This window comes from Nocardia colli (genome assembly GCF_008704205.1).
GTDB lineage: Bacteria > Actinomycetota > Actinomycetes > Mycobacteriales > Mycobacteriaceae > Nocardia > Nocardia colli.
The window spans coordinates 312,324-334,945 of record NZ_VXLC01000008.1 but is presented as its reverse complement, the minus strand read 5'-3'; the positions used below and the strand labels follow the sequence as shown (position 1 = coordinate 334,945).

Annotated in this window: 24 protein-coding genes; 19 read left to right on the top strand and 5 right to left on the bottom strand. The window is 68.4% G+C overall.

All coding sequences use genetic code 11. The annotated features are described in order from the left end of the window. The first annotated feature begins 95 nt into the window (after nucleotides 1–95). Nucleotides 96–899, top strand: a complete 804-nt coding sequence (locus F3087_RS20530; RefSeq protein ID WP_150403610.1) for a transglutaminase-like domain-containing protein — start codon at nucleotides 96–98, stop codon at nucleotides 897–899. 6 nt (nucleotides 900–905) lie between these two features. Here F3087_RS20530 and F3087_RS20525 read toward each other — a convergent pair whose 3' ends face one another. Next, a complete protein-coding gene (locus F3087_RS20525; protein ID WP_150403609.1) occupies nucleotides 906–2,066 on the bottom strand; it encodes an FG-GAP repeat domain-containing protein in 1,161 nt (386 codons plus the stop codon). Nucleotides 2,067–2,275: 209 nt separating this feature from the next. On the opposite strand from F3087_RS20525, the gene F3087_RS20520 reads away from it, so the two are divergent. Next, entirely contained in the window at nucleotides 2,276–2,671 is a 396-nt protein-coding gene (locus F3087_RS20520) for a nitroreductase/quinone reductase family protein (RefSeq protein ID WP_150403608.1), read from the top strand. 7 nt (nucleotides 2,672–2,678) lie between these two features. Here the strand turns inward: F3087_RS20520 and F3087_RS46020 are convergent, their stop codons facing one another. Then, the gene (locus tag F3087_RS46020; RefSeq protein ID WP_191094071.1) at nucleotides 2,679–3,677 is read right to left on the bottom strand and encodes a DUF4189 domain-containing protein; all 999 of its coding nucleotides are present in this window, start codon (nucleotides 3,675–3,677) and stop codon (nucleotides 2,679–2,681) included. 115 nt (nucleotides 3,678–3,792) lie between these two features. Between F3087_RS46020 and F3087_RS20505 the strand changes: the two genes are divergently transcribed. The 13 genes from F3087_RS20505 (at nucleotide 3,793) to F3087_RS20440 (ending at nucleotide 16,267) form a co-directional block, all read left to right on the top strand. Beyond that, complete coding sequence (locus tag F3087_RS20505; RefSeq protein WP_150403605.1) at nucleotides 3,793–4,194, top strand: PPOX class F420-dependent oxidoreductase; 402 nt, start codon at nucleotides 3,793–3,795, stop codon at nucleotides 4,192–4,194. Between the two features lie 104 nt (nucleotides 4,195–4,298). Beyond that, the gene (locus F3087_RS20500; protein ID WP_223885225.1) at nucleotides 4,299–5,390 is read left to right on the top strand and encodes a calcium:proton antiporter; all 1,092 of its coding nucleotides are present in this window, start codon (nucleotides 4,299–4,301) and stop codon (nucleotides 5,388–5,390) included. 439 nt (nucleotides 5,391–5,829) lie between these two features. Further along, a complete protein-coding gene (locus tag F3087_RS20495) occupies nucleotides 5,830–6,675 on the top strand; it encodes an ABC transporter permease (RefSeq protein WP_150403603.1) in 846 nt (281 codons plus the stop codon). A gap of 1 nt (nucleotide 6,676) precedes the next feature. Next, nucleotides 6,677–7,543 (top strand): ABC transporter permease, encoded by an 867-nt coding sequence (locus F3087_RS20490; protein ID WP_150403602.1) that lies wholly within the window; start codon nucleotides 6,677–6,679, stop codon nucleotides 7,541–7,543. Continuing rightward, the gene (locus F3087_RS20485; RefSeq protein ID WP_223885224.1) at nucleotides 7,507–8,574 is read left to right on the top strand and encodes an MlaD family protein; all 1,068 of its coding nucleotides are present in this window, start codon (nucleotides 7,507–7,509) and stop codon (nucleotides 8,572–8,574) included. Before F3087_RS20490 ends, F3087_RS20485 begins: the two co-directional genes overlap by 37 nt. After that, nucleotides 8,571–9,572 carry an MlaD family protein gene (locus F3087_RS20480; protein WP_150403601.1) on the top strand — a complete coding sequence of 334 codons (1,002 nt, stop codon included), beginning with the start codon at nucleotides 8,571–8,573 and terminating at the stop codon, nucleotides 9,570–9,572. Before F3087_RS20485 ends, F3087_RS20480 begins: the two co-directional genes overlap by 4 nt. Then, the gene (locus F3087_RS20475) at nucleotides 9,560–10,594 is read left to right on the top strand and encodes an MlaD family protein (RefSeq protein WP_150403600.1); all 1,035 of its coding nucleotides are present in this window, start codon (nucleotides 9,560–9,562) and stop codon (nucleotides 10,592–10,594) included. Before F3087_RS20480 ends, F3087_RS20475 begins: the two co-directional genes overlap by 13 nt. Further along, nucleotides 10,594–11,664: an MlaD family protein gene (locus F3087_RS20470; RefSeq protein ID WP_191094070.1), complete on the top strand. Its 1,071-nt coding sequence runs from the start codon at nucleotides 10,594–10,596 to the stop codon at nucleotides 11,662–11,664. The genes F3087_RS20475 and F3087_RS20470 overlap by 1 nt, the downstream gene beginning before the upstream one ends. Beyond that, entirely contained in the window at nucleotides 11,661–12,782 is a 1,122-nt protein-coding gene (locus F3087_RS20465; protein ID WP_150403598.1) for an MlaD family protein, read from the top strand. The genes F3087_RS20470 and F3087_RS20465 overlap by 4 nt, the downstream gene beginning before the upstream one ends. Beyond that, complete coding sequence (locus F3087_RS20460) at nucleotides 12,779–13,735, top strand: MlaD family protein (protein ID WP_150403597.1); 957 nt, start codon at nucleotides 12,779–12,781, stop codon at nucleotides 13,733–13,735. The genes F3087_RS20465 and F3087_RS20460 overlap by 4 nt, the downstream gene beginning before the upstream one ends. Nucleotides 13,736–13,749: 14 nt before the next feature. Beyond that, entirely contained in the window at nucleotides 13,750–14,355 is a 606-nt protein-coding gene (locus tag F3087_RS20455) for a hypothetical protein (protein WP_150403596.1), read from the top strand. A 168-nt stretch (nucleotides 14,356–14,523) separates the two neighbouring features. Further along, nucleotides 14,524–15,336, top strand: a complete 813-nt coding sequence (locus F3087_RS46015; RefSeq protein ID WP_191094069.1) for a hypothetical protein — start codon at nucleotides 14,524–14,526, stop codon at nucleotides 15,334–15,336. Nucleotides 15,337–15,382: 46 nt separating this feature from the next. Further along, the gene (locus F3087_RS20440) at nucleotides 15,383–16,267 is read left to right on the top strand and encodes an aminoglycoside phosphotransferase family protein (protein WP_150403594.1); all 885 of its coding nucleotides are present in this window, start codon (nucleotides 15,383–15,385) and stop codon (nucleotides 16,265–16,267) included. A 3-nt stretch (nucleotides 16,268–16,270) separates the two neighbouring features. Here the strand turns inward: F3087_RS20440 and F3087_RS20435 are convergent, their stop codons facing one another. Next, nucleotides 16,271–17,269 carry an SDR family NAD(P)-dependent oxidoreductase gene (locus tag F3087_RS20435; protein ID WP_223885223.1) on the bottom strand — a complete coding sequence of 333 codons (999 nt, stop codon included), beginning with the start codon at nucleotides 17,267–17,269 and terminating at the stop codon, nucleotides 16,271–16,273. 126 nt (nucleotides 17,270–17,395) lie between these two features. Here F3087_RS20435 and F3087_RS20430 point away from each other — a divergent pair, with 126 nt between their 5' ends. The 3 genes from F3087_RS20430 to F3087_RS20420 are packed head-to-tail and all read left to right on the top strand — an operon-like array spanning nucleotide 17,396 to nucleotide 20,138. Continuing rightward, a complete protein-coding gene (locus tag F3087_RS20430; RefSeq protein ID WP_223885222.1) occupies nucleotides 17,396–18,580 on the top strand; it encodes a sensor histidine kinase in 1,185 nt (394 codons plus the stop codon). Beyond that, the gene (locus F3087_RS20425) at nucleotides 18,577–19,221 is read left to right on the top strand and encodes a response regulator (RefSeq protein ID WP_150403593.1); all 645 of its coding nucleotides are present in this window, start codon (nucleotides 18,577–18,579) and stop codon (nucleotides 19,219–19,221) included. Before F3087_RS20430 ends, F3087_RS20425 begins: the two co-directional genes overlap by 4 nt. Before the next feature lie 32 nt (nucleotides 19,222–19,253). After that, nucleotides 19,254–20,138 (top strand): aminoglycoside phosphotransferase family protein, encoded by an 885-nt coding sequence (locus tag F3087_RS20420; RefSeq protein ID WP_150403592.1) that lies wholly within the window; start codon nucleotides 19,254–19,256, stop codon nucleotides 20,136–20,138. Between the two features lie 9 nt (nucleotides 20,139–20,147). Here F3087_RS20420 and F3087_RS20415 read toward each other — a convergent pair whose 3' ends face one another. After that, entirely contained in the window at nucleotides 20,148–20,702 is a 555-nt protein-coding gene (locus F3087_RS20415; protein WP_150403591.1) for a TetR/AcrR family transcriptional regulator, read from the bottom strand. A gap of 228 nt (nucleotides 20,703–20,930) precedes the next feature. Here F3087_RS20415 and F3087_RS20410 point away from each other — a divergent pair, with 228 nt between their 5' ends. Then, nucleotides 20,931–22,181, top strand: coding sequence for a cytochrome P450 (locus tag F3087_RS20410; RefSeq protein ID WP_150403590.1), 1,251 nt, complete (start codon nucleotides 20,931–20,933; stop codon nucleotides 22,179–22,181). Nucleotides 22,182–22,229: 48 nt separating this feature from the next. Here F3087_RS20410 and F3087_RS20405 read toward each other — a convergent pair whose 3' ends face one another. After that, entirely contained in the window at nucleotides 22,230–22,610 is a 381-nt protein-coding gene (locus tag F3087_RS20405) for a DUF5313 family protein (protein ID WP_150403589.1), read from the bottom strand. Nucleotides 22,611–22,622: the final 12 nt, after the last annotated feature.

The window sequence follows — 22,622 nt, the reverse complement described above, 5'->3', positions numbered from 1 at the left end:
TCCTGGACATGAATTGACGGTGCAGATGATGCCAACTCGATGCGGTCTGGCCGAAAATAGGAAGGGCACTTGACCGCGACTGACAGGATTGTGGCGTGAAGCGCGATGTCTCAGCTCAGCTCGAGGTGGCGATCACCGCGCCGACCACGCTCGAATTCCAGATCGCCGTTGCCCGGCAGCCGAATCTGGAACTGAACGAGTCGCTGGTGTTCGAGCTCGACGGCTGGGCGATCACGCCGTGGGAGATCCTCGGCCCGCACGGCACCCGTATTCACAAATTCTCGGTCGGCCCAGGCACTTTGCGCGCGCACTATCGCGCGACCGTGCTCGGCACCGCGATTCCGGATGCCGGCTCCGACTACGACCGCGCACTGTATCTGCGCCCCAGCCGATTCGCCGAGTCGGACAAGCTGCTCGGCTTCGCCGCCACCGAATTCCCGTCCGGCACACCGGATGCGCAGCTCGCGGTGCAGGTCGCGCAGTGGGTCGGCCGACGGATCCGGTACGTGGCCGGCAGCAGCGACCCCATCGACGGTGCGGTGGAGACGCTGCTGTCCGGTGCCGGTGTGTGCCGCGACTTCGCGCATCTGGTCGTGGCCCTGTTGCGCGCGGTGAAGGTGCCCGCGCGAGTGGTGTCGGTGTACGCGCCGGGCTGTTCACCGATGGATTTCCACGCGGTCGCCGAGGCCTATGTGGACGGCGCCTGGCGGGCCCTCGACGCCACCGGGCTCGCGCCGCGCTCGACGCTGGTCCGGATCGCCACCGGCCGCGACGCCTCCGACGTCGCCTTCCTGGACAACCACGGCGGCGAGATCATCGTGCACAGCTTGCAGGTCACCGCCCTGGTCGACGGCTTCCTGCCCTTCGACGACAACGTCACCCTGACCTCGGTCTGCTGACCGCGCTCAGGAAATGTTCTTCAAGAACGACACCGCGTTCGCGCTGCCCGCCACCACGACATCCAGCTTGCCGTCGCCGTCGTAGTCGGCGATGGCCGGCGTCTGCGGCTGCGAGGTGACGCCGAAATCGCCGGTCTTGGTGATGGTTCCACCATTGCCGGTGAAGACGACGATCCTGGAGTTCAGCACCGCCGACATCGCGGCGTCCAGCTTGCCGTCCTTGTTGAAGTCGGCGGCGGCGATGCTGGTCGGGCCGAGGCCGGAGACGGCCACCCGGTCGGTCTTCTTGAATCCGCCGTTCCCGTCGGACAACAGCAGCGTGGTGCTGAAGGAGAACGAGTCGGCGGTGATCACGTCGTCGATGCCGTCGCCGTCGAAGTCGCCCGCGCGCACGTCCTCGGTGATCAGGCCGGATGTGCTCGCCCCGCGCCGGGTGAAGCTGCCGTCGCCGTTGCCGGTGAAGACGTGCACCTGTTGCAGCACATCGTTGTTCACCGCGATGTCGATCTTGTTGTCCGAGTTGAACTTTCCGACCGTGAACGCGGCGGCCACCCCGGGGATCAGGCTGGTCGGCCCGGCGTCCAGGGTGCCGTCGCCCTTGCCGAGCCAGGTCTGCACGCCGGCCGGGGCCAGACTGAGCACGTCGGCCTTGCCATCGCCGTTGGCGTCCGCGACGATCACTTCCTGTTGTGCGCCTTCGAGAGTCGTGTACTTCTCGGCCGCGCGGAACGTACCGTCGCCGTTGTTCACGAAGGTCGCGATCGTCGTCCACGCCTGCGCGACGACATCCGGCTTGCCGTCGCCGTTCAGGTCGCCGACGCCGACCGCGCCGAAGCCGATCCCGACGTCGCCCACTCTGGTTCCGGTGTTGAACCGGCCGTCCCCCTTGCCGGTCATCAGAATCGGGCCCGCCCCTTGGAAATCGGCCGCGACGACATCGGCCTTGCCGTCGCCGTTGAAGTCGGCGGTGACGGTGCCGATCGGAGACGGGCCGGGTCCCCACGACGGAAATTGGCCGCCGGACGGTGAATCCACCTTCGGCGCGAAATTGATCGCCCCCGCGGCGTGCGCGGGGGCGGCGGCGATCAGGCCGGAGCCGATCAGGGACAGTGCCGCGGCGGTCGCGGCGAGAACTAGGCCGCGCGAATGCAGGGATGAATCATGCATGAGTGGTCCTGGTGTGTTCAGAGTTATTGCAGGGCACGGACTTTATGACGTGCATCACACTGAAACACTGCTATTCACACCAATTCGTCGGATTGCCCACCGCGTCCGTATTCGGCTGTTGCACTGTGCCAAAAGCGCTTTCGGCATTGTGTCGGCAATTCGCGCACGTCGTGCGGCACACTGCCCAAGCCGGTGCTACGGTCGGCCCCATGCCGAGCAAGCGCGATATTCAGCACCGACTGGTGACCACAGTGCAGCGCCGGGTCGTCAATCCGTTGCAGCGCAAGGTGCCCGCCCAGCAGTTGCTGGAGACCGTCGGCCGGGTGAGCGGACAGCCGCGCATCACCCCGATCGGCGGGCGCAAGGTCGGCAACGAGTTCTGGCTCGTCTCCGAGTTCGGCGACCGCTCTCAATACATCCGCAACATCAAGGCGAACAACCGCGTTCGACTGCGTCTGCACGGCGCCTGGCACGCGGGCACCGCACACCTGCTGCCCGAGGACGACGCGCGCGCCCGGCTGCGCGAACTCCCGCGCGGCAACAGCGCGGTGGTGCAGCTGGTCGGCACCGACCTGCTCACCGTCCGCATCGACCTGGACGTCTAGCCGAGGACTACTCCGTCGCGCACTTCGACCAGAACTCGAACGGGCCCTGGACGCTGAAGTCGTTCTGCGCCCTGGCCTGAGCCTTGTTCTGCGCCTCGGGAATGGTGAGACCCCAGGCGGAGGCCCAGCCGTTGTTGCGGCCGAAGGCGAACGCGACGCAGGCGTCCTTCGACCAGATGGGTTCCTGGCAGGAGAACCCGCACGCGGCCTGGGCCTGGCCGACGGCGGCATCCTGGCCGAGCGAGCTTCTGGCCCAATGCACTTCGTTGCTCGCCTCGTTATAGGCCGCCGCGATCCACACGGTCGCGGGCTTGGGCGGGGTCGTGGGCGCGGGGGTGATCGGCGGGACCTTGGCGGTGGACCGGGGAGTGGTCGGCGCGCCGGCCGCGCTGGTGGAGATGGCGAGGCTGGTCGTGGTGGTCGCGCCCGCGTCGTCGCGGTGGTGCTTGGCGTTGTTCTTCCACACCTTCAGCCCGATGATCCCGGCGATCACCAGCACGGTGAGCAGGATCGAACCGATTGCGGCGAGCACCTTTCCGCCACCGCCGCCGCCGGACCCGGATGGGCCGGGCCCGTACTGCGGTGGATATCCCGGCGGGGGCGGACCCGGCGGGAAGCCACCCTGCTGCGGCGGATACTGCTGCGGCGGTTGCTGATACATCGGTTGCTGCTGATACTGCGGCACCGACGGGTACTGCGAAACCTGCTGCTGCTGCGCGTACGGGTCGTAGGGTTGTCCCTGCTGATACGCCGGATCCGGCTGACTCAGCGGATTGAACACGGTCGGATCAGACGGCGGCACGGGTTGATAGGCCGGATCGGGCTGGCTCAACGGGTTCAGCTGAGTCGGGTCCGGGGGCGGTTGATGCCCCTGCCGGCCCATCGGATTGAGCATCGTCGGATCCGAGCGCGGATTGCCGGGCGCCTGCTGCTCACCCTCGCGCGCATTGTGCGCGTTCGGGTCGTAAGGCTGCTGCCCGGGATATTGGCCGGGTGGGTATGACATGCGCCCCCGCTGTTGTTCGTCTCGATCAAGGCCGAACCAGGGTATCGGCTCGGTAGCCAGTTATCTGCCCCTGTCAGTAGGGGCCGGTTGCTGAAATACATCGACTGGAGGGTGCATGACAATCGAGATTCCCGAGAAGGCGCGGGACCTGCTGGAACGGCCCGTCTACGCGAGCCTCGGCACGACCAGGCCGGACGGGGCCCCGCAGGTGAACCCGATGTGGTTCGTGTGGGACGGGGAGTTCATCTGGTTCACCCACACCAACTACCGGCAGAAGTTCAAGAATCTCGCGCACGAGCCGCGGGTCTCCATCTCGATCTACGACCCGGACAACCCGTACCGCTACCTCGAGGTCCGCGGCGAGCTCGACCACATCGATGCCGACCCCGAGGGCGCGCTCTACTCGAGCCTGTCCGAGCGCTACGGCAACGGCCCGGTGGTACCGCCGGACGCGAAGGACCGGGTGGCGATCGCGATCCGGCTCACCGGTATCCGGGGCAACGCCACCGAGCGCTGATTCGCGTGCTCCCGGCCGCCGCGGCGCGGCCGGGAAATCGGGCAAATCGCCCCGCTGCACCGCTCTGACCAGGATGCGGAGGGTTAGCTGCAACGATGGAACACATGATCCGTGTGTTGACCGACCGCTGGACCGTGTTCATTCCTATTCTTGCCGCCCTCGCGCTGGCCGCCACCTGGGGCCGAAGTCTGTCCGGGGTGGCCGTCGTCGCGGTGGCCGCGGCCTTGATCGGTGCGGTGCTCGCGGCGGTCTATCACGCGGAGGTGGTCGCGCACCGGGTCGGCGAGCCGTTCGGGTCGCTGGTGCTCGCGGTCGCGGTGACCATCATCGAGGTGGCGCTGATCGTCACGCTGATGATCTCCGGCGGGGACAAGGCCGCGTCGCTGGCCCGGGACACCGTCTTCGCCGCCGTGATGATCACCTGCAACGGCATCTTCGGTCTGTCCCTGCTGGTCGGCGCGCTGCGCAGACGGGTGGCGGTGTTCAACGCCGAGGGCACCGGCGCGGCGCTGGCCACGGTCGCGACGCTGGCCACGCTCAGCCTGGTGCTGCCGACCTTCACCACCAGCCAGTCCGGGCCGGAGTTCTCCGCCGGGCAGCTGGCCTTCGCCGCGGTCGCCTCGCTGGCGCTCTACGGGCTGTTCGTGATGGTCCAGACGGTCCGGCATCCGGACGACTTCCTGCCGGTCGAGGGCAACGGCGTGGTCACCGACGACGACGAGCACAGCGAATCGCCGACCAGCCGGGCCGCGCTGCTCAGCCTGGCCATGCTGTTCATCGCGCTGGTTTGCGTGGTCGGGCTGGCCAAGGTGGTCTCGCCGTCGATCGAGTCGGCCGTCGCCGACGCCGGGCTGCCGCCGTCCGCGGTCGGCGTGGTGATCGCATTGCTCGTGCTGCTGCCCGAGACCCTCGCCGCGGTGCGGGCCGCGCGTCGCGATCAGGTGCAGATCAGCCTCAATCTCGCGCTCGGCTCGGCGATGGCCAGCATCGGCCTGACCATTCCGGCGATCGCGGTGGCGACCATTTGGCTGGACGGTCCGCTGGAACTCGGGCTCGGCGCCACCCAAATGGTGTTGCTCGCACTCACGATCGTGGTCGGCGTGCTCACGGTTGTCCCCGGTCGGGCGACGCTTTTGCAGGGCGGGGTGCATTTGGCACTGTTCTCCGCTTTTGTTTTCCTGGCAGCCAGTCCGTAGTGGAGCGTGATTCAGCTCACGGCTGAGAATCGAAATTCGGGATCGAGTGACCGGGGTCACGCCCTTTCGGTGTGCTGACTGTTGTCCCAGCGTGCACCGGCGTGTCGCGATATCGCGTCTACCTTGTCTTTTTCGCTGATTTGGTCCGCATCGCAATGACACCGCGATCTTGCTCAGAGTTAACCGGCCGACGTGATGCGAGTCATATTGATTAGCAAAATGCGCTGATAACTTGTTGCAGAACGCCGAACTGCTTCCATTCGGACGTTTTGACCAGCGCTTTCGGCTAGTCGCGGGCAATCGAATAGGAGGCGATGATCACACCGTGATCAGCTTTACTGTTACCGATTGTCACCGATAGCTTCTTGGTGGCAGTGACGCCCATCATGGAGAGAGCGATTGTGAAACCTGAGACACACCGGCCTGGCCGGGGCCACGCGTGGCGCCTGTGACCCGGGCTCGCTCGAGCGCTACTGCCGTTCGTATCGTCCGCAAGAACTTCTCCGACACGGTCGTCTCGTCCTTGCGGACGTTCGGCCGGGCCGTGGACATCGCGCGCGAATCGGTGACCGGCACGGTCACCGGGATCGCCCGCGGGCAGTTCCAGTGGCGCGAGGCGACGACGCAGGCGTGGCGCCTGGTGACCGCCACGGCGATCCCCGCGATCCTCATCGCGATCCCGTTCGGCGTCATCGTCTCCATTCAGGTCGGCAATCTCATCCACACCCTCGGCGCGGATTCGCTGCTCGGCGCGACCGGCGGCCTGGGCGTGATCAAACAGGGCGCTCCGCTGGCCACCGGATTCCTGCTGGGTGGCGCGGGTGCCGCCGCCATTGCCGCCGATCTAGGCGCGCGCACCATCCGGGAAGAGATCGACGCGCTCAACACGATGGGCATCAGTCCGATCCCGCGCCTGGTGATTCCGCGGCTGGTCGCGATGATCCTGGTCGCGCCGCTGCTGAACATCCTCATCATCTTCGTCGGCATCGTCGCGGGTTACGCGGTCGCTGTCGGCGGCCAGAACGTCACCCCCGGCAGCTACTGGGCCACCTTCGGCTCCTTCACCACCGTCGCCGACGTGTGGGTCTCGCTGCTCAAGGCGGCGCTGTTCGGCTTCCTCGTGGTGGTCATCGCCTGCCAGCGCGGGCTGGAGGCGAAGGGCGGACCGCGCGGGGTCGCCGACGCGGTGAACGCGGCCGTGGTGCTGTCGGTCGTATCGATCGCCATCGTCAACCTGGGCGTCACCCAGGTGGTCGAGATGTTCCTGCCGACCAGGCTGGTGTGACGTGGCTGCCTCCAGTTACGCGCCCAGGGGACTGGGCTGGATCGCCCGCTTCTATCACCGGCGCGGCCTGCTCCTCGCGCGCTTCGAATCGCTCGGCTTCGTGCTGGCCTTCGTCTGGCAGGTGCTGTCCTCGATCCCGTCGACGCTCAAGCACTATCGCGACGAGACGTTGCGCATCATCTCCGACATGACCTGGGGCCGCGGCTCGGTCATCGTCGGCGGCGGCACCGTGCCGATGATGATCGTGCTCGGCCTGGTCATGGGTGCCTCGGTGGCCGTCGAATCGTTCACCATGCTGAACATGCTCGGCATGGGCCCGGTCACCGGCATCGTGTCCGCCTACGCGACCACCCGTGAGCTCGCGCCGATCGCCGCGGCCATCGGCTTCGCCGCGCAGGCCGGCTGCCGGATCACCGCGGAGATCGGTTCCATGCGCATCTCCGAGGAGATCGACGCGCTCGAGGCCATGGGCCTGCGCTCGGTGCCGTTCGTGGTGACCACCCGGGTGATCGCCGGCGCGATCTCGATCGTGCCGACCTTCCTGATCGGGCTGATCCTGGCCTACCTGTCCTGCCGCGGGCTGATCACGCTGGTGCACGGCCAATCCGCGGGCGTCTACGACCACTACTTCTTCCAGTTCGTGTCCGGGTTCGACGTGGTCGCCGCGGTGATCAAGGTGGCCATCTTCGCCACCGTGGTGATCCTCATCCACAGCTACTACGGCTTCTTCGCCACCGGCGGGCCCGAGGGTGTCGGCATTGCCTCCGGCCGCGCGGTGCGCGCCTCGTCGGTGGCGATCGTGGCCATCGACATGGTCCTCACCATCGTGCTGTGGGGCTTCAACGCGACGATCAGCTTTACGGGGTAATGGCGATGCCGAAGTACGGAATGCCCGGAGTGGCCATCGACAAGCGGCAGACCCGGCTGGTCGGGGTGGTCGCGGTCGGCGTGATCGTCGCCGTCCTGGCGGCCAGCCTGATCTATCGAGAGTTCCGTTCCGACAACGGGTTACAGATCACCCTGCACACCGAACAGATCGGTGACGGCGTGCTGGAGGGCACGCCGGTGCGGGTCGACGGCGTCCAGGTGGGCACGGTCGCCGCGATCGCCCCCGACGAACGCGGCACGCAGCGAATCACCTTGCGGCTCAACCAGGCTCAACTGCACGGCCTGGACGACAGCATGAAGGTCGACTATGCGCCGGCGAACCTGTTCGGCATCAGCGAGATCGGCCTGCGCCGCGGCTCCGGCGGATCCGCGCTGCGCGACGACAGCGTGATCGACCTGACCGGCAGCCACACCGACGCGGTGTTCGACGCCACCATGGGCAGCATGCTGCGCAGCCTGTCGCAGACCGGCGACTCGGTGCTCACCCCGCAGATGGCCACGGTGATCAGCCAGGTCTCGCACGACATGAAGGCGTTCACCCCGCTGGCCCAGTCGATCATCCAGGTGGCCCAGATCGTCACCGACAACCAGCGGATGCCGCCCTCGGAGCTGGCCGGCCGGCTCGGCCCGGCGTTCTACGGCGCGGGTGATTTCGCCGGCGCGAACGAGCTGATGGTCTACATCCTGCGGAATATCCCACGGCTGCAAAGCAATCGGGACGCCTTCGATGCCGGCGTGCGGATGCACACCGAACGGCTGCTGCCCGGCATCGCGAATCTCGGCGGCGCGCTCGGCGGCGACCTCTCCGGGCTCACCGACCAACTCGGCCCGGTGCTGGCGCTGCTCGCCCAGATGGTGCCGCAACCGCGCCAGTCCGGCGCCGACCTCACCGAACTGCTGCGCCGGCTGCGCGCGGCCATGGCGGATACGCCGGACGGGCCGGTGCTGAACGCCGAGGTCGATGTGAGCGGGATGCCGGTGCTCGCGCCGCTGCTGGGCGGTGTCCGATGAACGTACGCTCCGCCGGATGGCGCCTGGCCCTGTTCGCCGCCGTGATGATCGGCGTGCTGTTCATCGTCTGCACCGCGATCAAGCGGCCGGTCTCCGGACCGACCGAGCAGCACGCCGCGCTGTTCACCGACGCCAACGGCCTCAAGGTCGGCGACGACGTGCGCATGTACGGCGTGCAGGTCGGCAAGGTCGACGGCGTCGCACTGGACGGCACGCAGGCGCGAGTCCGGTTGTCGCTCAAGACCGATGCGCCGATCTACGACAATTCGAAGCTGGCCATCCGCTATCAGAACCTCACCGGTCAGCGCTACATAGACCTGCAACAGCAGCCGCAGCCCGGCAAGCGCATCCCCGCCGGCGCGACCGTCGGCACCGACCACACGGTGCCCTCGTTCGACGTGACCAGCATGTTCAACGGCCTGAAGCCGGTGCTGGCCACCATCTCCCCGGAGGAGATCAACCAGTTCAGCGCCAGCATGGTCGCGCTGATCGAGGGCGACGGCAACGGCATCGGGCCCGCGCTGGAGGCGATCGACAAGCTCGCGGCGCACGTCAAGGACCGGCAGACGGTGATCGACGCGGTGCTGCAGAACCTGTCCGACCTGCACGACACGGCCAGCGGCAAGATCCACTACATGGTGCCGATCCTGGCCCGGCTGGCCGACGTCATCTCCGGCCTGCAATCGAATATGACCGGCCTGGCGCAGTTCGCCGCGGCCGCGCCGTCGGTGCTCGGGCCGCTGGACAACCTGTTCAACGCGCTCGGCCTGCAGGGCCCCGACGACGTGAACGCGTTGATCCAGAAGATCTTTCCCGATCCCCAGCAGGCCCTGGAGGTGTTCGACAAGCTGCCCGGGCTGCTGGCCGGCTTCGACGCCGCCATCCCGAAATCCGCGGTGGCGGGCTGGAAGCCGCAGTGCACCAAGGGGCAGGCCGACGTGCCGCAGGTATTCGGCGTACTGATCGCAGGACAGCAGGTGGCGATATGCGCTGGTTGACCAAGATGTTCGCCGACCGCAAGGTGATCGGCGAGCCGGAGCGCAAGCGGCGCGAGATCCGGCTCGGCATCGTCGGCGTGGTGCTGGTGGCGATCCTGGCGATCGCGGCCGGCGTGCTCTACGTCGTCCCGTTCGGCAAGAAGACCTACACTGCCGAGCTGTCGGAGGCCCAGTCGGTGCAGTCCGGTGACGACATCCGGGTCGCCGGGGTGAGCGTCGGCACGGTGAAATCGCTGGAGCTGAAACCGGATCGGGTGATCATGCGGTTCACCGTGGACTCCTCGGTGTTCGTCGGCGACCAGTCCACGCTGGACGTGCGCATGCTCACCATCGTCGGCGGCAACTACGTCGCGTTGTTCCCCTCCGGCGCCAAGCCGTTGGGGGACAAGCACATTCCGGCCGATCGGGTGCGCCTGCCGTACAGCCTGGTGCAGACCTTCCAGGACGCGGCCGAGCCGCTGCGCAAGATCGACGGAGATACCTTGCGGCGCAACCTCGCCGCGCTCGGCACCTCGGTCGCGCAGGCTCCCGACACCTTGCGCACCACGCTGGACAGCCTCAACAGTTTCGTCGACGACCTCAACCGCCAGCACGTGATGATCTCCAAGGCGATCGCCAACGCCGACGAATACGTCACCATGTACGACGGCGCGAAGAGCTCGCTCGGCCGGCTGGTGCAGGCCACCAACCTCCTGGAGGACCTGGTGCTGGACAAGCGCGCCGAGCTGGCCGAGGGCATCCGGCTGCTGCGCGCGGTGATCAGCAAGGCCGCCGCCATCGCGCCCACCTACGCGGAGATCAAGCCGAAGTTGCAGCCGCTCTTCGACGCGGTGCCGCGGATGGAGGAGCTGCTGGGCCGGCTCGATCCGGTCGTCGGTTCGGTGCGCGACATTCAGCAGAAGCTGTCGAACCTGGCCATCCCGGACGACGGCGTGCGGATCGACCAGTCCGGCCAGACCATTACCGCACCCCCGAACGCGCTTGCGCGCGTGTGTGTCCCGGTGCCGGGGAGGGATTGCTGATGCTGCACAAGGTCCTCGGATCCCGGGCGTTCATGTCGGTCTCGGGCGCGGTCGTCGCGATCGTGCTGGTGGTCGTCGGCTACTTCATCGTCTTCGATCCGCTGAAGCAGACCGAGAGCTATTGCGCGATCATGCCGGACACCGTCGGGCTCTACGTCGGCAATCAGGTGACCATGCGCGGCATTCCGGTCGGCACGGTGACTTCCATTGCCCCGCAGGGCAAAGCGGTGAAGGTCGAGTTCGCCGTCGAGGCGGACAAGCCGGTGTACGCCGACGCGGGCGCGACCACGCTGGCCAACAGCATCGTCGCGGCGCGCCAGCTGGCCGTCGTGACGACCGGCAAGAACACCGCGCGCTGGAACTCGTCGCAGTGCATCACCAAGACCATGACGCCGAAGAGCGTCACCGAGACGCTGAACGCGGTCGCCCAGCTGTCCGCGGAGATCTCCGGCCCGGACTCCAAGACGCCCAACGCGCTGGCCAACGGGCTGTCCCAGTTGAACGCGGCCACCGCGGGCACGGGTCCGCAGATCAACGAGATCATCAAGCAGCTCAGCGGCGCGATGGCCTCGCCGGACGCGGACATCGGCCACCTGGTCGGCGTCTTCGACGCGTTCTCCTCGGTCGGCAAGAAGGTCGAAGAGCATTGGGGCGACATCGAATCCATGTTCACCCGGTTGGCCCCGGTGCTCGTCACGGCCAGGGAGGACCTGCTGGTGCCGGGCGCGGACGTGATCGACGGTCTGGCCCAACTGCTTCCGGTGCTCAACGACCTGACCACCGCGTTCGGTGATCCGATCATGAAGACCCTCGATTTCACCGTGCCGCTGGTGAAGTTCCTGCGCGCCCGGGTCGGTTCGCTGGCCCAGGTCGTCTCGATGATGCCGGTGCTGACCGACGCGTTCCGCGCGGTGGGCAACGGGATCGCCTACACCCCACCGAAGGTCGCGATCCCGCAGGAGGCCTGCGCGGCGGTGAACCTGGTGACGCCGGGGCGCTGCACCGCGGACGGCGGCGTGGCGAAGATCGACATGGCGGACCTGGTGTTCGGAATGGCAGGTGCGCGATGAGGATTCAGCGAGACGACGCGGGACGGTTGACCGTCTCCTTCCAGCGCCCCGAAAGCCACCGGCGCGGTGCGCGTTTCACCGCGGGCGTCGCGGCGGTCATGGTGGCCGTGCTGCCCGCCGCCGGCTGCGCGTTCGACCCGTCGTCGGTGCCGGTGCCCGGCGCCGAGGTCTCCGGCGCCACCTACAACATCAAGATCCAGTTCCAGAACGTGCTGAATCTGCCCGCGCGGGCCAAGATCATGGCCAACGGCGCTCAGGTCGGCACGGTTTCCGATGTGGCGGTGGTGGATTCGGCCAAGGCCGGCGGCCGCGGCGGCTACGTCGTGGTCGAGGCCCGCATCTCGAAGTCGGTGCGGCTGCCCGCCGCCACCCGCGCCGAACTGCGGCAGAACACCGTGCTCGGCGACATCCACCTCGCCCTGCTCACCCCGACGAACGGCTTCGACAAGCTGCTGCCCGCGGACGGCACCATCCCGCTGTCGCAGACGAAACCCCCGGTGCAGCTGGAAGACACGATGTCCGCGCTGGCCACTTTCACCCAGGGCGGCGCGATCCAGCAGGTGCAGGACACCATCCAGCAGCTCAACGACGTGCTGCCCCAGGATGTCGGCCGGACCGCGCAGATCGGCAAGACCATGGCCGACGACGCGGTCGATCTGGGCAATCACCTGGACAAGCTGGACTCGCTGCTCGACGGCATCGACCGCAATTCCAATGTGCTGCACGAGATCCGGCCCGAACTCGCGCAGCTGCTGACCCAGGAGTCGGTCGATCAGATGAACGGCATCGCGCCGTCCATCATCGGCGTCACCAAGATCTTCGACGCGCTCGGCCCGATCGGCACCTCGCTCACCTGGCTCGGCCCGCTGCTGACCAGTGCCGACGGCACCGTGCAGGCGTTCCTGCCGCTGCTGGCCTCGGCCCGGCCGCTGGATCTGAGTCAGCCGTCGAACCTGCAAACCCTGGTCTCGCTGATCCGCGACAAGATCATCCCGTTCGCCGAGCGCGGCCCCAAGGTGAACATCGTCGGGGTGAAAACCGACGGCGCGGCGGTGCCGGTGCAGGACCAGACCGACCGGATCATCCAGACGCTACGCATGATCGGAGTCGTCCGATGAAGCTCGGTTCGCTCGCCTCGCTCGGCGGCATCGCCGCCATCATCGTGCTCGGCGCGGGATATCTGACCTTCGGCGTGGTACGGGTCGATCCGCTGCGCGACTACACCCACGCCACCATGGTGCTGGCCAATTCCGGTGGGCTGGCGGTCGGTTCGCCGGTGCTGCTCACCGGCATCGAGGTGGGCCGGGTCAACTCGGTGACCAACAGCATCGCCGGCGTCGAGGTCGGCCTGAAGCTGGTCGCCGACCGGCAGGTGCCCACCGACAGCATGGTCACCATCGAACACCTCTCCGCGCTCGGCGAGCCGTACGTCGAGTTCCGGCCGAATTCCGAAGGCGGACCGTACATTCGGGACGGTCAGCAACTCAAGACGGCGAATGTGCGTACGCCGCTGTCGATTCCGGAGGTCGCCCGGCTGGCCACCGCGACGCTGAACCAGCTCGACCCGAACATCGTCGGCTCGCTGGTGAGCACCGCGGAGCAGTCGCTGGTCGGCACCGACGGCGCGATCCCCAACCTGGCCCGCTCCGGCGACCTGCTCGCCGCGGCCATCATGAGCCGCAACCCGCAGATCGTCTCGCTGCTCAACAGCCTGCAGAACACGGCGACCAATATGGACTGGGTCGGCCCGTCGTTCAGCGCCGCCGCGCCCGAGTGGACCAAGTTCGCCGAGGCGGTGAGCAACCTGGTCACGCACGTGGGCAGCATGGTCGACAGCGAGCCGATCGACCAGTACACCACCGGCAACGGGATCGCCCCGTTCACCGAGAGGACCGTCGCCGCGCTGCGTGAGTTGCAGCCGGAGCTGAGTTCGCTGGCGCCGATCCTGCGCCCGCTGCTCGACGCGATCGTCTCGGCCGCACCGCGGATCGATATCTCCGCCCTGATCTCCCAGGCCCTCGCCGACGTCGACGCCGACGGCGCCGTCAAGGTGCGGGTCGCCATCAAGTAGGAAAGGAGGCCGCGATGTCGAACGACGTTGTGACCGAACCGAAGTCGAACACCGACGAAGAGACCACCGCGGCCGCGCCCGCGGCGGGCAAGGGCGGCCGGACCGTGTCGATCCGCCTGTCGACCGTCGCGTTCGGCGCCGCGCTGGTGGCGCTGGCCGCCGCCACCGCCGTGTTCGCCACGCTGTGGGCCTCGGCGCGCGGCGACCTCAGCGACCGCGATGCCGCGGCCGCGGCGAACCAGCACGCCGAGCAGGTGGCCACCGACTACGCGGTCGGCGCGTCCAACATCAACTTCCAGGACGTCAACGGCTGGGTGGTCAAGCTCAAGTCCAACACCACCCCGCAGCTGGCCGGCAAGTTCGACGCCACCGCGTCGAAGTTGCAGGACATCCTGGTCCCGCTGAAGTGGACCTCGACCTCCACCCCGATCACCGCCAAGGTGATGAACACCGACAACGGGGTCTACAAGGTGAACGTCTTCCTCAACGTCACCTCGACCAGCGCCCAGACGCCCGAGGGCGCGCAGACCACGGTCACCTACACGGTGAACGTGGACCCGAACAACGGCTGGAAGGTCGCCGACGTCGGCGGGGTCGCGGGCGCGCTGCCCAAGCAGTGACCCGTCCCAGCAAACGAGTTTACCGGTAGCTATTTCTGGTAAATGGCTTCTACCTGCGTAAACAAAAAATACATAAAGTGAGCATCGACTCAGCAACCTTCGGGTAGCGTGCCGTGAAGATCAACTTTCGTACCGGTATTTCCTGTCCATACAGTGAAGGCGGTTTCGATGGTGGCACCCGGCGGCAGTCACGAACCCGAAGGGGGCGGCGGCGCCGACAACCGTGGCCTGGTCGTTGCGGCGGTGGTCGCCGCGGCGCTGGTGCTGGTGGTCGCGATCGGGCTGTTGCTCGGGTCGAGTGACGACTCGAAGGACGAGAAGTCGGCCGCGACGACGGTCACCGCGAGCCCGTCGGCCGAGGGCAACGCCACCTCGACGCCCAACCGGGTGAGCCCCGGGCCCGCGACGCCGGTCGCGCCGGTGCCGCAACCCGCTCGCAAGCTCGGCGACGACTGCTCGGCGGGCGGCATCCTCGCCCGCTGGGATCTGCGCGCGGGGCAGTGGGCGTGCGTCCCGGCCGGGCAGGACGTGCACCGCATCGGCGACGACTGCTCGCACGACGGAATCGTCGCGCGGTGGGGACGGGGGCCCGACGGGCGCTCGGTCTGCCTGCCGCAGGGACAGGGACCGGACATCCACGCGGTCGGTGACGATTGCTCGCACGACGGGATCGCCGCGCGGTGGGGTCTGCCGCCGGATGGCCGCTGGGTCTGCGTGCCGCTGCCGCCGGGTGCGCCCGCGCCGGTGCCGCCCAATCCGGGCCCGCCGCCTGCCGATCCGGGCCCGCCGCCCGCGGATCCCGGACCGCCGCCGGTCTACTCCGGCCCGCCGGCCGTGAATCCTGGCCCGCCGCCGGTAGACCCGGGCCTGCCTGCTGATCCGCCGCCGCCTGCGCCTGCGCCGCCACCGCCTCCGCCACCGTTGTTTCCCGGACTGCCGCCCTTCATTCCGGTGCCGCCGCCCCCGCCGCCCGCCCCCTGATCGGGTCCGCGAAAAATCGATCGACACGGCTGAGATGCTCGATGGCGTGACCGTCGTGCCCGAATTCTTCGCCACCCGACTCGCCGACCAGGAGGGTGCACCGGCCCGCGCCTGGCTCGACCGCCTGCCCGACCTCGCCGCGCACTATGCCGATCGCTGGCGTCTCACGTTCGACGGACCGTCCATGCACGGCTACGGCGCGCTGGTGCTGCCCGTCCGGCGCGCGGACGGCACTCCGGCCGTGCTCAAGCTGGCTTACCTGACACCCGAGACCAAGGACGAACCGGTCGCGCTGGCCGCGTGGCAGGGTGACGGCGCGGTGCTGCTCTATGAGAGCGACGCCGCCGACGGAGCCATGCTGCTGGAACGCCTGGATGCCGGGCGCTCCCTGCACACCGAACCGATCGAGGACGCGGTGCGGATCACCTGCGAACTCCTGCGCAGGCTGGCAATCCCGGTGCCGCAAGGCATTTCCCGGAATCTGCGCACCGAATCCGCGGGCTGGGCCGAGGAACTGCCGAGGGAGTGGGCCCGGCTCGGCGAACCGTATCCGCGCAAGCTGCTGGACGCCGCCGTCGAGGTGTGCACCCAGCTCGGACCCGTCGCGGACCAACTGCTGGTGAACGAGGACCTGCACTTCGAGAATGTGCTTGCGGCACAACGGGAGCCGTGGCTGGTCATCGATCCGCAGCCGCTCGCGGGCGATCTCGAATTCGCCACCCTGTCGCTGTTGTGGAGTCGCCGAACCGAATCCGCGCTCGACGACCGCTTCGCCGCCGTGGTCGACCACGCCGGACTGGACGCCGAGCTGGCCCGCGCCTGGACCCTCGTGCAGTGCGCCCGGAACTGGTTGTGGTTCGCCGAGGAGCCGGGCTGCGACGACCCCGGCTACCCGTCCGTCCAGGAGATCGGACCGTGGGCGCTGCGCTGATCCTCAGGCGTGCGCGGTCTTTCCGCCGTCGATGACCAGCTGGGCGCCGGTGAGATACGGGTGCTCGGGGGAGGCCAGGGTGAGCGCGAACGCGGCGATCTCGGCTGCCGTCGCCAGCCGGCCGAGGCCTGGAACATTGCTGCTCGCCCACTGTTTCATCATCACCTGGTACACGTCATCCGGGATGTTCTCGAATCCGCCTGCCCGGCGCACCAATTCGGTGTCCGTGGTGCCGGGGACGAGCGCGTTGACCCGGATGCCGCTGGATGCGTAGTCCAGGGCCGCGGCCTGCACCAGGCCGACCAGGCCGCGCTTGCTCGCGGTGTAGGCGCCGCGTCCGGCGTCGGTGGCGAGCGCGTTGCTCGACGAGGTGACCACGATGGTGCCGCCGTTGCGCAGCATGTGCGGCACTTCGTATTTCATCGCGAGGAAGGTGCCGCGCAGGTTGGTGTTCAGCACCCGGTCGAAGTCCGCGGTGCTGTACTCGTGCAGCTTCTTCTGCACGGTGATGCCGGCGTTGTTGAACGCGACATCCAGTCCGCCATAGGTTTTCACGGCCGAGTCGACGAAATTGCGCACGTCCTCCTCGATCAGGACGTCCGCGCGGATGTAGGTCGCCTCGCCGCCTGCCGCGCGGATCTCGCGCTCCACCGCACGGCCGCGGTCCTCGCGTCGCCCGCAGAACGCGACCCGCCCGCCTTCGGCCGCGAACAGCTGCGCCGCCGCCGCGCCGATGCCCGAGGTCGCCCCGGTGATCAGCACGGTCTTGCCCGCGAACCGCCGCAGCGCGGTGGGCGTGAACTTCGGCGGGTTGGAATTCGCGCCCAGCGCAACGCCGCCGGCCAGACCCGCGACCGCACCGACCGCGAGACCGGATGCCGCCATCGTGCCGAGTAGCCGCCTGCGGCTCGGCCGCGACTTGTCGGATCCCGCGGCGGGTTGGGTCGAGTTGTGCGGTTCGCCGCCGTCGGACGCGGGCACCGGGTCGATTTCGTTCGTCATGCCCTCACCTTCTCGGCAATCGCTCTCCGGCGACTCCGCCCGCGGGCCCGAATCCCGGCCGCCCGGAGGAGGCCGCTCCTCCGGCGGGAGGAGCCGGGCGGTCTCGGCGCGCGGCATGATGAGGACGTGGTGCGATCGGCGGAAGTGACGCGTGGCGTGGAATCGTGGCTCGACGCGCGGTTCCTGCCGGTGCGGATGCTGGTGCTCGCGGTGGCCGCGGCGGGGTATCTGGTGTTCCTCGCCGATCGGCCGAGCCTGCTGGACTGGGCGATCGGCGCGCTCGCGGTGCTGGCGACGGCGGGCGCGATTCGCTGGCCGTTCGGCACGTCGATCCTGGTGAGCGGGCTCTTGCTGCTCGGCTTCGAGATCGGCGATACCGGTCCGATGGTGGCCAAGGTGGCCGCCGCGATCGCACTGATCGAGTTGTCCGCGCGCCGATCCGGCTGGCAACCGTGGCTGGCCGCGTGCGCGCTGGCCGGTGCCTACCTCCTGCATCCCAGCGGTGATCTGGCCGCGAACGGTTATCGCGCCGTGGTCATGGCGGGCGCACCGGTGCTGATCGGCATCCTGCTGCGCACCGCGCGCGAGGGCGCCGACCACGCGCGCCGCGAAGCACACGAGATCGCCCAGCGCCGCGACGCCGAGGTCGCCGCGGCCCGCGCCGTCGAGCGCACCGCCATCGCCAGGGAATTGCACGACCTGATCGCCCACCACGTGTCCTCGACCGTGCTGCGGGTCGGCGTCGCCCGGCATGCCATGCCCGACGCGCCACCCGGCGCACTCGAGGTCCTCGACGACATCCACGCCAGCGGCAAAGAAACCCTCACCGACCTGCGCAGACTGGTCGCCATCCTGCGCGACCCGGCGATGACCGGCGACTCCTTCCTCGCCCCCGCCGACCTGCCCGCCGCACTCACCGCGGTGCTGGATCGCGCGCGGCAGTCCGGGATCACCGTCGAGGCCGAGGTGACCGACGACATCGTCGAAGTCGATGCGGTACTTGCCCTTACGCTGCTGCGCCTCACTCAGGAGGGCATCTCGAACATCGCGAAACACGCCGGGGCGGGAACGAAAGCGTGGCTGACCATTGCCATGCAGGATGACGATGTCCGGTTCACCTTGCGCGACAACGGAACTCCGTCCGGCGCCGGCAACGGTTCGGCCGCACACCGATCCGGCGGCCACGGGCTCGGCCTGATCGGCTTGCACGAGCGCGTCGAACTGCTCGGCGGCGACTGCATCGCCGCCCGCGTCGGCGCGCAATGGCAACTCGCCGCGCGCCTTCCGCTCGGCAGGCCGGTGCGGCCATGACGATTCGCGTGCTCATCGTCGACGACCAGCACCTGGTCCGCGCGGGCCTGCGCATGCTCTGCCAGACCGACGACGGCCTGGACGTGGTGGGGGAGGCCGCCACCGGCACCGACGCCGTCCGCCTCGCCGAACAACTGACCCCCGACGTGATCCTGATGGATCTCCGCATGCCCGGCATGGACGGAATCCGCGCCACCGCAGCGATTCTCGCCAACCGGCCCGCCGCCCGCGTGCTCGCCCTCACCACCTTCGACGACGACGATCACCTCTACCCGGCGCTGGCCGCGGGCGCCTGCGGCTTCCTGGTCAAGGACGCCTCACCCACCGACCTCCTGGACGGCATCCACCGCGCCGCCGCCGGCGATCACCCCTTCTCGCCCGATATCCTCCGCCGCGTGGTCGACTCCGCCCTGGCCGCCCGCACCGTGCCGCCGCCGCGCGCACCCGTCGCACCGGACGGCCTGACCACCCGCGAATCCGAGGTACTCGCCCTGGTCGCTGAGGGCCTGGCCAACGCCGACATCGCCGACCGCCTGCACCTCGGCGTCACCACCGTCAAGACCCACATCACCAACCTGATGACCAAAACCGGCACCACCAACCGCGTCCAACTGGCCGTCCTCGGCGTGCGCGGCACCTGAAATTGGCTGGACACGGCTGAGAGGCTCGATAGGTGAGCATTGTTCCCGAGTCATTCGCCGAGCACATCGCCCGAACCGCGGGGGAGGAGGCGCGGCCCTGGCTGGCCGGTCTGCCCGCGCTGGCCGAGGAATTCCGGCAACGCTGGCAACTGAGCCTCGATGGCTCCGCGATGTACGGCTACGTCGGGCTGGTGCTGCCCGCCACCATGGCCGACGGCACCGCGGTCGTGCTGAAAATGAGCATGGTGGAGCCAGAGACCCGCGACGAACCGCTCGCGCTCGCCACCTGGGGCGGGGTGGGTGCGGTGCGACTGCTCGACAGCGATCCCGAGCGCGGCGTGCTGCTGCTGGAACGCCTGGATTCGAGCAGGTCGCTGGAGACCGAGCCGATCGACGACGCCGTGCGGATCGCCGCCGGCCTGCTCCGCCGGCTCGCGATCCCGGCCCCGCCGGGACTCGGCCGCGACCTGCGGACCGAGGCCGAACGCCATGCGGTGGAGCTGCCGCAGGACTGGCAGCGCCTCGGCGAGCCGTTCCCGCGCAAGCTGCTGGATGCGGCCGTCGAAGCATGTAATCAGTTGGGCCCCAGTGCCGCCCGGCTCCTGGCGAACGAGGACCTGCACTACGAGAACGTGCTGGGCGGCACCCGTGAACCCTGGCTGGTGATCGATCCCAAACCACTCGTCGGCGACCCCGAGTTCACCACCCTGTCGCTGATCTGGAATCGCCGCTCGGAGTCCTCGCTGGACGACCGGTTCGCCGCGATCGTCGACGGCGCGGGTCTCGACCCCGACCGGGCCAGAGCATGGACTCTCGTTCGCGCCGTGCGCAATTGGCTGGACTTCCTGGACGACGACGATCTCGACGACGACGGCTACTTCGCGGTGCAGGACATCGCGCCGTGGGCCCTGCGCTGAGTGTGGTTGCTATGCGGCGAAAGTGGGTACGACGAACCGTTCGACCAGCGCCCGCTCCGTGGCGGGATCGGTTGCGGGCCAAAACAACAGTGACAGCACCACCCGGACGATCCACTGCCCAGCGGCGGGGTCGGCGGTGGCGATTCCGGTGAGGTCGACGGCGGCGTCGGCGAGGCGGGGATTGCCCGCGAGGAACCCGTCGATCTCCCGCGGGGTACTGGCGTTCAGGAACGCGACCACCACCGGGTCGGCCCGGATCACCGCCAGCGACTCGAGGATCGCCTGCGTCACCCGTTCGGGTCCGCTGAACGGTGCGACCGACCGTCGAATGAGCTGGGCGGTCCGGGCCGTCGCCGCCGCCAGCACCGCCTCGCGTAAGGCCGACTTCCCGCCGACGTAGCGGTAGACCGTCGCCCGCGAGCAGCCTGCCTGCGCGGCGACGTGGTCGATGTTCAGTCCGCCCATTCCGGCACGGGCGATCAGCTCGGCGGCTGCCGCGTGGATGCGTTCGACGGCGAGCTCGCGGCGGTCGCCGCCGGCCAGCCAGTCCGGTTGCCGGGTCATCAGGAACCCCGATTCAGGCGAGATACGGTTCAAATATTTTGTCTCACGGTGAGACGAATGCACCCAGTCTGCCACAGGAATGCGCAGGTGTTCCCGATCCCTGAGACAGACACCGATAGCGGCGCTGACCAGTCGATTCTCACTTTTCCTAAACGGTTGACTCGGCCGCGGAACATGCGAAATCTGTTGCAGAGAAACAGATATCGGCCCAACGGAAAGGCGGCGGCGATGACCAATGCGCTGGACGCGATCGATCTGTTCGAGCCGGGCCTGCTCGACGACCCGTACCCGCTCTATGCGCGGCTGCGCGCGGACGCACCGGTGCATCGGGTGGCCGGCACCGATTTCTTCCTGGTGAGCCGGTGGGATCTGGTGGTCGAGGCGACCGCCCGGACGACGGACTTCTCCTCGAACCTGACCGGCGCGCTGGTTCGTCAGCCGGACGGGTCCGCGACGGTGTTCGGGCTGGATGACCGCCGCGACGCCGTGCACGTGCTCGCCACCGGCGACGACCCCGCGCACCTGCGGCAGCGGAAGCTGGTGTTGCCTACCTTGGTCGCGAAACGCATTCGGGCACTGGAGCCGACCATCACCGTGACCGTGGATCGGCTGTGGGAGAAGGGATTCGACGGCGAAGGTATCGAGTGGATGTCGGCGATAGGCGATCAGCTGCCGATGACCGTGGTCGCCGGCCTGATCGGCCTGCCGGACAGCGATGTTGTGCGGCTGATGAATTGGGGATACACCAGCACCGAGCTGCTCGCCGGTGTGGTCACGACCGAGCGGCTCGGCGCGGTCGTCACGGCGTCGGTCGAGTTAGCGGGCTACCTGTACGAGAAGCTCGCGATTGCTTGCGCTGCGCCGCAGGACGACCTGCTCGGTGACCTGGCCCGCGCGTGCGCCGCAGGCGACCTCAGCCGCGAGGTCGCCGTCCTGATCCTGGTCCAATTGGTCGGCGCAGGTGGCGAATCCACCGCGGGCCTGCTCGGCAATGCCGCCCGGCTGCTCGCTTCCGATCAGTCCATGCAGCGCCGGGTCCGCGCGCAGCCGGACCTGCTCGAACCATTCCTGGAGGAGGCACTGCGGCTGGAATCGCCGTTCCGGGCGCATCACCGCCATGTCGTCGCCACCACCGAGTTGGGCGGCGTCGAGTTGCCCACGGGCAGTCACCTGCTGCTGATGTGGGGTGCCGCGAATCGCGACCCGGCGGTATTCGCCGAGCCGGACGAGATCCGGCTGAATCGTCCTGTCCCGCGCGGACATCTGGCCTTCGGCAAGGGCATCCACTTCTGCGTCGGTGCGGCATTGGCGCGACTGGAAGCCCGAATTGCCCTGACCGCGCTACTCGAACGCACCGACGAGTTCCACCTGCTGCCCGATGCGGCCCACTGGGTCCCGAGCATCTTCGTCCGCCGCCACCAACGCCTGCGCTTGACTACCGTCTGGCCCCCGCGCACGAATCATCAACCTGCGCAATGAATTGCCAGCAATTCCAGGCGCAGCGGCACGACTGGTGCGCGGCAATCGTCAATGTGGGTGTTGTGCTGCGTACTTCGCGCGTTCGAGGGCGCGGCGGTGGGCGCGCTCCGGGTTTTCCAGGTCGGCGGGCAGGCCGTGCTTGGCGAGGCGGTGCGCGCGGTTCATCGGCATGAAGGCCGCGGTGTAGAACAGCGCGAGCAGCACTGCGAGCAGCACCATCGCACCGCGCAGCCACAGCTCGCCGGGGAAGAGCAGGAAGACGACGAACAGCGGGGTGAACGGGATCATGCCGCGCACGATGTGCCGGGTGGTCGCGTGCTTTCCGGCCAGGTCGTTGCGCACCCAGTCCAGCATCGAGTCGGGCAGGCGGCGGCCGAACGCATAGCCGATCCACTGGATGGGATTGGGCCGCCGTGATTTTCGGGACATTCGCACTCCTGA